This window comes from Pectobacterium brasiliense, from assembly GCF_013449685.1.
Classification (GTDB): domain Bacteria; phylum Pseudomonadota; class Gammaproteobacteria; order Enterobacterales; family Enterobacteriaceae; genus Pectobacterium; species Pectobacterium brasiliense_A.
Genome location: NZ_JACDSF010000010.1, coordinates 16,907 through 28,928 on the forward strand (window position 1 = coordinate 16,907; position 12,022 = coordinate 28,928).

Below are 12,022 nucleotides of genomic sequence, written 5' to 3' on the forward strand. Positions count from 1 at the left end.
AGTTACTGGAGCGTGCAACTGAGCAGCTCCGTCCCCAAATGAGCGGTTATATCTGTTTTTCTATCCTTACGGCAATTTTCGGCCTCGATGCAGATGGACAGTCGATATAAATTCTAACCAGAAAGCTGCCGCCCTATTGCGAATCGCTGGTACTCAGCGTGAGCTCAATCGTCGCGGGGCTGCCTATGTTCGGGTGTATGTACCCAGCGAGAGCCTCTGATCAAGTCTGCGAAGGAAGAGCCTAGCAGTCACAAGATTTATTTGCATACGGAAAGTTGCATCCTCCTCCTCCGATAGACCTGGATGGCCGCCATGCGGATGCATCCTATTCATCAGGCCTTGTACATATTGCTGCTTCTGATTGTTAGGGTTCCACTCGTTGTAATCGGTGAAAAAGAAGGGCGGTTGTACACCAGAACCGAGAAAATCTCTCTTGTCCTTACTTCCGAGCTTTAGGTCACAACCGAGCAGGTCAGCGATTTCGTTGAGGTAGTTTTCAAAGAAATTTCTAAGTGCTCCATTTGCCGCGGACCATTCACCTCGCTGAAAGGTCGACATCGCCTGCGAAAGATGACCTTTGGCAACCTGAAATCCGTGCTTGTCTAATAACATAACAACTTCACTTTCAGCCTCCCTAATATTTAACTCAGGAATATCAGCCGGTAGCATTCGGATGAGTTGAGCAGATATACCAGCATTCTGGTTGTTCCAGGAAAAACCCAGCTTGGCTTCACCTGGCTCGACTACATCAAAACCGTCTAGTCGAAGTCCCGCTTTAAGTTTTGCCCAAGATGCGAAGTCCTTTGCACGGGATGAAAACTTTAACGCAGTTTCTACGAGTGCTCGACGCAGGGTGACGACACCGTTCTCGGTATAGACCTCAATTTCGTCGTTGATAGCGGCTTTTGATAAATTCACTACTCTAGCTGATTTGCTCGCCCCACCTCCACGGTCCGATATCCCCCACTGCATTTCAAGAACGTCGATGTCACTATGCGAGTTGGTGTCGGAGATTACCTCCGCGGCAGCAACGATTGTCATCCGGTTGAATTCGCTCATAGCTCCTCACGCTCAGCTTTATACTGCCACCTAATCTTGGGTACCCTAGAATTTCGGGAACCTACCTCATAACAGCCTTCACATCACCAATATCAATCATCGAAAGCTGCCGATGAACCGAAAATTAGTCACAGCGCGACTGCTTTGTCCCACGCTCGTAACATTACCTCTGCGAAGTTGTTGTCTCGCACAGCTCTTCGCAAGTCATCGCCCGCGAGCGGTACGATCAACAGTTCTTCGCGGCTCCCTCGAAGCATTTCCTTCGTCACCGTTTCTGTGAAGCCATTCCATGAAATTAGAAAACCAAGAGTTGTTCTTTGACTACGGTTTTCCAATTTGGCGCGGAATACGACGAACTCGTTTTTGCCACACTTTCCTGACCAATTTTTACATTCGGCTAGAATAATAGCGCCTTCACGCCTAAGTCGTGGCTCGTCACTGCCATTCACGATCGAGATGTCGATCTCTTCTGTCTCTGTCAAAATTCGCTGGGTAACTGTCATACCAGGCACTGTCTCGAACAACTGGCTGCATAACTCCTCAAGTGATCGACCTTTATCTTGAGCGGTCGAAGCATTTTCGACAGCCTTTACAAGGGCGTCCAAACTATCACTCCCCCATCCTGAGAGACGTGCTGCGATTTCAGCGATGCGCTTACCTACCTCATCAGCGGCACCTTCTGCGGCCTCTTCTATTTGATCCGCAATTGTGCGCACGGCGGTATAAGCTGCTCCGAGGTTGGTGTCCAATATCGATACTTCAAAACGTAAAGCGACATAAGCGCCATCATCATCTTGGTAAGTGACTTCGACATCACCACTCGATTTTTGGCGAGCCTCAACAGCCCTGCGAACAAGATCTAGATATTGCTCAAGTCCAAGAGGAGAATACCAATATTTCCGCGACCAAGTATGATCGACTTCTCCGACCAGCTTTCCTGCTCGCCGATAGATAGTTCCGTTCCAGGCGAGCTTATGCATATTTCCCTCAACAGTCCCGACTTGGAAACCACAACCATCGGGAATATCGGTTAAATCGAGTTTTGAAAGCACCGAGGCAGGCAACATAACCGGCTCTTCTTCGTCTGTAAAACGCAGTATGTTTTGTGCTTCTAATACATTCATTGTTCGCAGTTCTCTGGATTTTCGGTAATGTATCTCCTTATTGTCACACTCCAAATTACCATCGGCAAACAGTAAATCTACAAGTAGTTATGATTGGCATCGGGGGTTTCGGCTGAAAGATAAAGAGGGAGTTAGCATCACTGAGTTCAACGAAGCTAAATGTTCGGCTCGTGCTTTATTCCATCATGCCAGCGTTCCACTATGGAGTCTGGAAAGAATCATTTTCAAAAGTATCCCGAGTAAGAATTAACATAAATTCTTTGTATTGTTCGTTACAAGTTTGTGGTAACTACATCAATTAGAGCTTACTCAGAGGTTGTCGAAGGCGATTTCATTTAAAATGAATGTTGGCAGCACAGGATGGGTCTGGTAAAGGGATACTAAATATGAGCGTGAAATTTAACTTTAATCAATTGCATGCGATCTATTCATCGGCATGGGTAAGGCATGAACCTACAATCGCTTTTGAGCTTGCGATTGGTCGTGGACATTTTGTTTTTATGGTGTTCTTCTCTCAGGAAGATAAAAAATCATCTGGAGAGCATCTTTTCGTCTTTTTGAGAAACATGAATACGTTGTTAACGCTAAAACTCTACGGTAGTCGGCGACAGGGTGACTTCACCGTGTATTTTAATGCTGAACAAGAGCGAGTTATGACGGATGAGCTTCAATTAACTCCCGGAAAGGGAGATTTCAGTTTTTCGCATCTTTTAGATGAATTAAATAAAAGTATTCCGCAGCAATTGGCTGAGCAAAAGAAAATTGAAACACTAAGGACTGTTTGGCCACAAGTACATAACAAGATCAGTGATATTGTTGATGATGCTAAAAAAACGATTTTGGTAGGTGTGAAAAAACTGCCAGAGGATCAACGTCCGCGGGAAAAAACTTTGCGAAAGCTATATTTACATACAAATGGGAGTGCTAAGGATATACAGACGTTTATTAATCAACTTAAAGAAAATAACTATACGCTGATGTGGACGGATGACCCGAGAAAAGTCTCAAAATCGTTTATTGACTTGATGCTGAAGATTAAGTGAATTTTATGAATGGCCGTGATTTCACGGCTTTTTTTTACTTTAAGAGGATAAATGCAGTGATGTGGTCAGCCTGATTCTTTACCGCGTTTTCTATTGTTTTTTTCAAAATGCTAATTTCTTTCCGGGTTAAGTCGTTATCTTTTGTTGATGTGAGTTCGATTATTTTGGATGATTCGTTCATGCTAATGCTAAGTAATGCCGTTCCATTCAACGTTGCATCGTTACTATAACCATCAAGGTGTAGTGCATTAGGAATAGTACTTATTAACTGAAAGAGTTTTATCGCCTGTGTAGATATAATAGTGGTTTTTTCCGCATCAGTGATGATATCTAACGTCGTTTTATCATCATCACTATAGCGATATGGAATGAATGTGGTTGATGAAGGGATTTTTGCATTAGCCAATATGTTGGCTATTTCTTCTGTCATCTTTTTTTACCTTATTTTTTATAAATAGAGTAATTTTTATATCGCGCATGGTGATAAAAAACATGCGAAAACCCTTTTCCCGAATCTAAAAATTTCCAACGTGAAGAATTGGTTTTTAATGGCGGGACTATATACTTTCACGCACTGTACCAGCATGATTTTTCACCATAGGGTACAGGCATGGCTTACTCGGATACGCCAGAGCAATTCGCTGTTATCAACTGGAAAGGGCGACATCTGGTCGTTAACGCGTTTGCTGGAACGGGTAAAACGACAACGCTGGTTCGCTACGCTCAAGCCAATCCTGACCGTAGAATGCTTTATCTCGCCTATAACAGAGCCGTCCGTGATGAAGCTGAACGTAAATTTCCCTTCAACGTCGAATGTAAGACCTCTCATCAACTGGCCTGGATGAAATTTGGTAAGCATCTAAAGCCGAGATTAACACCCAATTTGCGCATTACCGACATTGGCCGGAAGCTAAATACCCGCCACTGGCCGCTGGTCAGAATGGCGTTGACTGCGCTGAACCATTTCCTGTGTAGCGCTTCCCCAGTACTCAGTTATGAGCATCTTCCGGATGAGAACGATCGCGAAGGATTGGATGCTAGCAAGATATTGGGGGCGGCTCAGTTTCTGTGGAATGAGATGAGTCGCATCGATTCGACGTTTCCTGTCACGCATGATACCTATCTGAAATTGTTCCAGTTGTCAGCGCCCGATTTGTCAAAACGTTGGGACACGATCCTGTTTGATGAAGCTCAGGATGCCAATCCTGTCATCAGTTCGCTGGTACTCACTCAGAGCTGTAATGTCGTCCTGGTTGGCGATCGCCATCAGCAAATTTACCGTTTCCGTGGAGCCGATAACGCGCTGAATGCGCCAGCACTTGAAGGTGCCGACCGTTTGTGGCTGACGCAGAGTTTTCGATTTGGCCCGGCGGTTGCCGAAATGGCGAATGTATTGCTGGCGCGTCAGGAGGAAACACACCCAGTGATTGGTAATGGCGGTAATGACGATGTGGTTGATCGGCTGCCTGCGGACGTTTCGCGTTATACGGTGCTCAGCCGTACGGTTGCCGGTGTTATCGGTGCGGCGCTTTACGAGAGCATGAAAGAGAAGCTCGTGTATTGGGTAGGGGGTATTGAAGGCTATAAAACGGAAGAACTGGAAGATTTGTACTGGTTTTCAGTCGATATGCCAGAACGGATGCGTACACCACGTCTTAGCCGTGAATACCGGGATTTTGAAGAGTATAAATCGATCGCCAAGGCAACCAGCGACGTCGAAATGAATCAGGCGATCGGTTTACTTGATAAATATTTCCCGCTCCCGCAAAAATTACAGGTCTTACGCCGTCAGGCGACGACGAATGAAAAAGATGCTGATGTTGTGGTATCGACTGCGCACCGTAGTAAAGGGCTCGAATGGGATACGGTGATTCTAAACGACGACTTCTCAGATATTACCGACCCGTTGTTATCTGAAGCCGCCAGGACGGATGAAACTAATTTGCTGTATGTGGCGACAACCCGGGCCCGGAAACTTTTGGTGCGAAATGAACTGCTGAAGCTGCTCTGTGAGAAGGAAGAGCCTGACAATATGCCATTTATCGACAACACTTTTTTTCCTAAAGAACAATGAAATGCTGAATAATTTTTACTGACTCGAACTTAATTTGGCACGCATGTTACTTGTGGGTCAACTAGGTCTGGCAGTCAGCTCAGTGCCAAAAGCGGAAGTTGCCAACATTGTGCTCTGTGTCAATCGAAGTTGAACTAGTTAGAACGTTTCGGTATTTCCGACATGCAGTGTCGCCGCGCTGATCTAGCACTACCGCTACCGCACAGACTGTCCGCTTGGCATGGCTGATTGGTGGCGCGGCAAGTTCAATAACTATCATCTGCCCGAAGTGCCTTACCGCACACTCCATTCATATTATCCGTGGCGATTCACATCCAGCGAGAGGGTGTTCCTCTTTACCGAACCCAGCAGCCTTTTATTTAGTGAGTAAAGTGACTGGGTTCGGTGAGGGGGTTATTTATTCGAGGTGCGTCTTGTTTTAAGCTTTTCACGCCAGTCTTTCAACTTGCTTATATCGTCCTTAAGTTCATTATACTCCGGTATAAAAGCAGGCATCTCTGTCGACTGGCTGTGCTCATAACAACTGTATTTAGTCATGAGGCCCTCAATCAATTTACAGTCTTCTGTCGATATATCCTGAACAAATGGAAGCCTTCCTTCAGTCTGAATTCCTCTTCGATGACGTATAACGACCCCGTTAAACAAGTCCTCTTCGACAGAACGTTCAATGAGTTTACGAAAATCACTGCAAACACCCTGAGACAACCCGCGGTACGCCATAGCGCCATGCTCTTTTCCAGCCTCGTAGGCTGTGTCCAGCCTGGTCAGCAGTATGTTATTAGCTGTTTTAGTGTTTGCATTCCAGACTTCCTGATCGGCAGGATGGCCAGCAGCACCATCAAATGATTCAATGCATATCGATTTATGGTGCAGTTTTTTCCACGGTTCCCCCTCCTTTTTTGCCAAATCTTCAATTACGCCGTACAGGGAAAGCCTGTGAGTTAATATAATCACCTGACGCGATTTAGCGAGTTCAACGAGGCGTTTAGCAACGTGCCACTCAAATTCGTGATCCAGCGATGAAATAGGGTCATCAAAAATGAATGGGGCAGAGCCAGGCCTGTCGCTGACATCTGCTAAAAATGCGGCTAGTGAGATCACCCGGCGTTCTCCCTCACTCAGGACATTGTGCAGTTTATCCCGTTGCGCCCCTTTTAGCTGGAGCTGATGCAGAACCTTCGCATTTTCCGTTCTTATTTTCACAAGCTCGACCTGCAAGCTAGGGGCACCAAGAACATTCAGCTCGCTGTTGAATCTAGCGGCATAGGCCTCGGTGACGACTTTCTGGGTAATTTCAGCAGATTTAGTCGACAAGGCTCGGGAACCGGCAAGTGATATCCATGCATCAAATTCACTAATTTTTCTTAACCGCTCAATTTCAGCCTTGATAGCCGCGGCCTGACTGGATAACCACCTGCGAGCTTCAGCTTCGTTTTTATCCTGCAAAGCTTTGGCACGATCAAATCCTGCCGCGTCTTTCTGAAACTGCTCTGCTTCTCCCTGAAGCCTGTCGCGGTACACACATAATTTCGTGATAGCATCGGTCAAATCAGCCAAGGGAACTGCATTCTGAGAGGCTTCATGCTCAGTGAGTGCCCGGTAGCTGATGGAGGCGGCATTCCAGATTCCGGTGAGGTATTGATTCCATTCTTCCTGAATTGCAGCTCCGGCACAGAGAGTTGCAATTTCAACTGCAGTGGGGGGAATGTTGAGCCCGCTGAGAGCCTGAGCATAAAGACGCTCAGCTGAGGCTGCATCGACCTCAAGACGGGATTGCACGAAAGCTTCGAGTTCGTTCAGACGCTGCCGAGCTTCTGCTGACAATTCTTGATGGCATAAGATACAGCGTGCTTCGTCTGTTACCGGAAATGCCTTATCCGGATATGGTTGCTGGGAGTACTCGCGTGCGGCTTCCCACATAGCTCGCCATACAGGCGAGCCTATGCCCTCCAATAAGCCATTTTTAACCCGTTCGCTGTCAAGCGCAACAGCGCGCTTGCTGATGGCATCAACGCGTAATGCCCGGATTCCGTCAATAGCTGCTTGGCTGAATGCCTGTGCAGTCTGCTCAAGTTTAGAGATGATCTGAATTACGGATGTTTTAACTGCAAGCTTGTTTCGCGCACTCTCGGCAGGATCCTGAACGCTCAGACGCTCATTCAAGGCACTTAGTACCTGTTCATCCGCCTCAGACCAGCTCGTCATCGCCGCGATATTTTCCACAGTTGCTGTACTCAGTGCACGATAAATGGCGGCACTACGACAATGCTGATAAACAGCGGGCAGTCCGGGAAGTTTGCTGACAAGCTGGGACTGCTCACTACTGAGTTTATCGCGCACCTGCTTCAGGTACTGAGCAAGCTGTTCAAAAAGCCCCACCACTCCGGGTATATACGTTGCGGCGCTCTCCTGGGTGAGGTAGTGCTGAGCTTCATCCGTATCAAAGATGTCGATTCCCTTGAGGACATCGATTGCAGCGCTGTCAGGTGACCAGTCCGCTTCATCGGCAATTCCATTTGCCACCCATTTAATGTGGCAGCTTCGCTCGGGTGGTAATGGATGAAAGACATTAGACTTAAGCTGAGCAGCTCTGGGCTTCCCAGATATGCGTTTGAGTACGCGAGTGTAGCTGGATTTACCGGAGCCGTTATGGCCGTATATGACTGTCAGGTTCCCTGTACCGAAGTCGAGCGGTAAACGGGGAGCGAGGTTCTCAATCCCCTTTACTGCTTCGATCCGGCTTATCCTGAGTGTTCCAGCCCCCTGATCTGCAGACGCCAGACCTGGGAATGTCCGGTGTACCGTTTTTTTCTGTCCCTGGGGCGTTTTGAGTAAGGCGACAACCTGCTGAAGATCATCGGCTGTCAGGCCGCCCTGCTGAATGAGTCGTTCCGCGAGCTCCTGAAACCAGTCCTGTTGCTTTAACAGCCACGCTATGATATCTGGCTTAACGTCCATTGCTACTACCCTCCTCCATTCCGGATAATCAGGGAAGCGTAACGGCATGCGTCTCCCTGCACATTGACGCTGCGTTAAGCAGCGTTAAGATTAATCTGATAGTGCATCAACCTCTTAAAATGAGCAATGTTTACTCAACTCAAAAAATTGTCAGTATCGGAACCGTCGTCCCAGCAAAGCGTTCAGGCTTCAATAGATCATAAAAATGAGTCTTGATGGATCTCTGAGAATAAACACGGGAGAGCGTGCGTGTAGAGTATTTTAAAACATGTATCACAACACGCGGACAGGATAAAAGGTGCTGAAAGGTGTAAATCATTTCCCTTCAGTGGAAGCCTAGGAACGATTATGGCCCTGGTCGAGGAATACATTAAAGCCCGATTTAATCGATAAGATTCTTTCGTCATAGGTAATTAACTTGCCCTCACTTTTTACCTCAGTTACGAGTGGGCTTATGAAGATGGGTTCTAAAATTTTTTAAGGCATTAAATATTCGAAAGATACTCCCAGGGTTTTTATATTTTGCTCCTGTTGGTTCATGCCCGTTTTTCGCTGACTATCTTGCAACAAGACACTGTTATATCGATCAACGATTAATCCAAATAATTTTTAAAATGCAAAAAGAGTTTTTTCTTGCCTCTGGTCTGTGAGCCGCTCAAGACTGTGGCGCTTACTGGCAGGAGGCAATCATGTTCAACCGAATAAAAAATTTTATTGTTGGAACGGATAATGTTCCCCGAAGTGAAGCTATTTCGCCTGAATCTGCTTGCCCGCCCGGATATCATCTCCCTCTTCCCGCTGATGCGTTGATTACGTCTCCAAAGCGGCAAAATTTTCTCCAGCAGCTCAACGATAACCATGCATTGCCGACGGCATTCTATCGACAGTGCTATCTGGCCCCTCTGTTTTCATTACTCAGTCGAGTTCAGAACCTGCCGGCGTCGAAAGAGGGGATCTGGGCGTATGCCGGCGCGTTTGGTGATTTGACCGTGCAGTTCGCTACGTACGCCGTCAGGTTGGCCAAGGGGAGAACCTTGCCACCGGGTATCCCGCCGGAGGAACAAGCCGCGCAGGGGTTACTTTGGAATGCGGTGGTCTTCTGGTCGGCTTTATTTTATCACTTGCCCTTGCTTTGTGAGTGGGAAGGGGAGCTGGATGGTGGGGAATGCTGGATGCCGGGATTTACTATTCCGGGGAGGCCATTTCGCTTTCGACATTGTATCGATAAATTGCCTCCATCCTATGCGCAGGGGAGAGTATCGCTGCTGGCCGGTCAGTTACTGCCATTATCTGCACTTCCCTGGTTATCGGGCATTCCTGATGCGTTCGATTGCCTGGCTCAGCGTATGCAGGGGAGGCCCGCAACGATCACACTGATTGATGAACTGTTACAGTCGGCCGCAGAAAAATGTGGTGCGCCGCCGCTAACCGGTATGCTGCCACCGGCACCGCTGGCGAGCGCTGAGACAGCGATTTTGCCACCGGAGCCTTTAGTCGCTTCAGCTCTGACATCAGCGCTGCCTGATAGTAGTTCAGCCGTTGCTGTGAACGGTCATGTGTCACCTTCGCTTCCCGCCTCTGAAGCCACACTGCAAAAAGATGAGCCATTACTTCAGCCTGAGCTGGTTTCGGTGCTGGATTCAGCGGTACCAGAGGGTTCAGCCTCAGTTGCTGAAAAACAACCAGTGACAGATCAGGCTCCGGAGCCGACTCAGAATGATACTCAGGCGCTTCTGAGTCTTTTTTCCGGCATAGGGGAGTCACCAGAGCCGGGCGTTGAAGAGGCTCCCGCTATAGATATCCCTGTCACGGGTGAAATAAACAGCCAAAAGGAGAATGAAATTGCTCCGCTGACTGGGACTGAAACATCCGCTATTTCTCCGTCAGAAAATAACGAAAAAACTCGAGAAGATAATAATAAAGGCGCGATATTCCTGGAGTGGTTATCAGCAGGTCTAATTGACGGGAAAATAAGAATAAATGAAGAAGGCGCACGTGCTCACATTGTTGCCGGGTTCGTCTTCTTGTGTGTGCCTGAGATATTTTATCAGTTTCAGAAGGAGTGCGGAAATAAGGGGAAGCGTAATGCATTACAGTCATCGTTTGAGCGCCTGGGTGTCCACCGTGTTGCTGATGGCAAGCGCTTCCTGCAGGCAAGAATATACAGTACCCCGTCCGGGACCGGGTCGTATCAAAACATTAACGGTTATCTGGTTAAAGCGTCATCACTTTACCGGGGGAATCGTATTCCTGACGAGAGCACATTATTGATTCTGCCGTGACGTATGGGCAATCTCATTAGCGGGCTAATGTTTAGTCTGCACACAGCAAAGGTGCATTTTGTGCTCTTTATTAGAAAGGAATGTATATGTCAGATAAGTCAATGACCTGGGACGAAATCGTTGATGAATATTTTTTCTCACATAATTTACGTGAGGCAACAGAGATTAGTTATCGGAAGGTAGTGAATGCTTTTAGTCGATTTATTGGTGAGTCAGTTTTTCCTACCCAAATAACACACCGGGATGTGTTGAAATGGCGCAGGAATCTATTAAAAGAGCGCAACTTATCGACGCATACATGGAATAACAAAGTGGCACATATGCGGGCAATATTTAATTTTGCGATAGAGCGAAAATTAATAGAGCAGGACAAGAATCCCTTTAACGATACGGTTGTTCAAAAAGAGAAAAAGAAGAAGAAGACGTTAACGCGTGAACAACTCACCGCTATTTATCTACTCATGCAGCGGATAGAAGCGGAAGAGCCTCATGCTACCTGGGGGCAGCGATGCGCACTTTATCCAGCCTGGTACTGGCTCACCGTGCTCGATACGCTCCGCTACACAGGGATGAGGCAGAATCAATTGCTACATATTCGGCTGCAGGATATTAATCTGGATGAGGGATACATTGAGCTGCGTCTGGAGGGGAGCAAAACGCATCGCGAATGGCGTGTTCCTGCCGTTCGTCAACTGCGTGCGAGGCTGGCATCACTACTGGCGCGAGCAAAACTGGCTGGGGCTGAACCCTCCGATATTTTGTTTGATGTCACCCGCTTTATGAAATCTCGCCGGCATAAAGATGAATATCAGTACGATGAAAAGAGAGCACAGCAAACCATCCGATCTTTTTTCAACAGATTATCCCGGGATTGTGGATTTCTGGTGTCAGCACATCGTTTCCGACACACGTTAGCGACGGAGTTGATGAAAGCACCTGAGCGTAATCTGCTGCTGGTCAAGGATCTACTGGGACATCGAAATGTGAGCACAACAATGGAATATGTCGAACTGAACATGGAAATCGTGGGACGGACGCTGGAAAAAGAGCTGGCGTTACATACGGATATTTATGCGCAACCCGTTTTACATGACTTGACAGTAGTGTAATTCGCTGTAACCATACGCTGACGAGAAAAGGGAATCTGCGCTAACAGATTCCCTATCTTGAGGATTTCAGTTCTTATTCACAGTGCAGCCTTTCGATTATCTCTGCACAGGAACGATTTTATGACCGAACCCTGTATTAACCGCCCGTTAAGCTTCTCATTCTTAACCAGCGTGCTTTGATGCAAGTGGTGCCCGGACTCGGAATCGAACCAAGGACACGAGGATTTTCAATCCTCTGCTCTACCGACTGAGCTATCCGGGCAACGGGGCGCATTAAACCGTATTGGCCACGTGGCGTCAATGGGTTTCTGTCACAAAGCGGAGCGCCTGCGCTATTTTCAGGCAATTGTATTATTTGCTAGCCAGTTTCTGG

At 47.3% G+C, this 12,022-nt stretch carries 8 protein-coding genes and 1 tRNA gene; 4 read left to right on the forward strand and 5 right to left on the reverse strand.

What is annotated here, in order from left to right; all coding sequences use genetic code 11:
- Window positions 1-183: 183 nt before the first annotated feature.
- Window positions 184-1,059 (reverse strand): hypothetical protein, encoded by an 876-nt coding sequence (locus tag H0248_RS04355; protein ID WP_044206421.1) that lies wholly within the window; start codon window positions 1,057-1,059, stop codon window positions 184-186.
- A gap of 128 nt (window positions 1,060-1,187) precedes the next feature.
- Window positions 1,188-2,183, reverse strand: a complete 996-nt coding sequence (locus tag H0248_RS04360; protein ID WP_052510474.1) for a restriction endonuclease — start codon at window positions 2,181-2,183, stop codon at window positions 1,188-1,190.
- A 386-nt stretch (window positions 2,184-2,569) separates the two neighbouring features.
- On the opposite strand from H0248_RS04360, the gene H0248_RS04365 reads away from it, so the two are divergent.
- Window positions 2,570-3,226, forward strand: a complete 657-nt coding sequence (locus H0248_RS04365; protein WP_044206474.1) for a hypothetical protein — start codon at window positions 2,570-2,572, stop codon at window positions 3,224-3,226.
- A 34-nt stretch (window positions 3,227-3,260) separates the two neighbouring features.
- Here the strand turns inward: H0248_RS04365 and H0248_RS04370 are convergent, their stop codons facing one another.
- Window positions 3,261-3,656, reverse strand: a complete 396-nt coding sequence (locus H0248_RS04370; protein WP_044206418.1) for a hypothetical protein — start codon at window positions 3,654-3,656, stop codon at window positions 3,261-3,263.
- A gap of 180 nt (window positions 3,657-3,836) precedes the next feature.
- Here H0248_RS04370 and H0248_RS04375 point away from each other — a divergent pair, with 180 nt between their 5' ends.
- Window positions 3,837-5,300, forward strand: coding sequence for a UvrD-helicase domain-containing protein (locus tag H0248_RS04375; RefSeq protein WP_044206415.1), 1,464 nt, complete (start codon window positions 3,837-3,839; stop codon window positions 5,298-5,300).
- A 393-nt stretch (window positions 5,301-5,693) separates the two neighbouring features.
- Here H0248_RS04375 and H0248_RS04380 read toward each other — a convergent pair whose 3' ends face one another.
- On the reverse strand, window positions 5,694-8,306 hold the full coding sequence (locus H0248_RS04380; protein ID WP_235814442.1) for an AAA family ATPase: 2,613 nt from the start codon (window positions 8,304-8,306) through the stop codon (window positions 5,694-5,696).
- A gap of 641 nt (window positions 8,307-8,947) precedes the next feature.
- On the opposite strand from H0248_RS04380, the gene H0248_RS04385 reads away from it, so the two are divergent.
- Together H0248_RS04385 and H0248_RS04390 are read left to right on the forward strand one after the other, a co-directional pair.
- A complete protein-coding gene (locus H0248_RS04385; protein WP_044206409.1) occupies window positions 8,948-10,540 on the forward strand; it encodes a conjugal transfer nickase/helicase domain-containing protein in 1,593 nt (530 codons plus the stop codon).
- Window positions 10,541-10,626: 86 nt separating this feature from the next.
- The gene (locus H0248_RS04390) at window positions 10,627-11,649 is read left to right on the forward strand and encodes a tyrosine-type recombinase/integrase (RefSeq protein ID WP_180784912.1); all 1,023 of its coding nucleotides are present in this window, start codon (window positions 10,627-10,629) and stop codon (window positions 11,647-11,649) included.
- A gap of 186 nt (window positions 11,650-11,835) precedes the next feature.
- Here H0248_RS04390 and H0248_RS04395 read toward each other — a convergent pair.
- Window positions 11,836-11,911 (reverse strand) — tRNA-Phe (locus H0248_RS04395).
- Between the last annotated feature and the right edge of the window lie 111 nt (window positions 11,912-12,022).

What these genes read in the sequence shown, in the direction of transcription:
- H0248_RS04365 (WP_044206474.1), top strand. Translation starts at nt 2,570, where the DNA reads ATGAGCGTGAAATTTAACTTTAATCAATTGCATGCGATCTATTCATCG.
- H0248_RS04360 (WP_052510474.1), bottom strand. Translation starts at nt 2,183, where the DNA reads ATGAATGTATTAGAAGCACAAAACATACTGCGTTTTACAGACGAAGAA.
- H0248_RS04390 (WP_180784912.1), top strand. Translation starts at nt 10,627, where the DNA reads ATGTCAGATAAGTCAATGACCTGGGACGAAATCGTTGATGAATATTTT.
- H0248_RS04385 (WP_044206409.1), top strand. Translation starts at nt 8,948, where the DNA reads ATGTTCAACCGAATAAAAAATTTTATTGTTGGAACGGATAATGTTCCC.
- H0248_RS04375 (WP_044206415.1), top strand. Translation starts at nt 3,837, where the DNA reads ATGGCTTACTCGGATACGCCAGAGCAATTCGCTGTTATCAACTGGAAA.
- H0248_RS04380 (WP_235814442.1), bottom strand. Translation starts at nt 8,306, where the DNA reads ATGCCGTTACGCTTCCCTGATTATCCGGAATGGAGGAGGGTAGTAGCA.
- H0248_RS04355 (WP_044206421.1), bottom strand. Translation starts at nt 1,059, where the DNA reads ATGAGCGAATTCAACCGGATGACAATCGTTGCTGCCGCGGAGGTAATC.
- H0248_RS04370 (WP_044206418.1), bottom strand. Translation starts at nt 3,656, where the DNA reads ATGACAGAAGAAATAGCCAACATATTGGCTAATGCAAAAATCCCTTCA.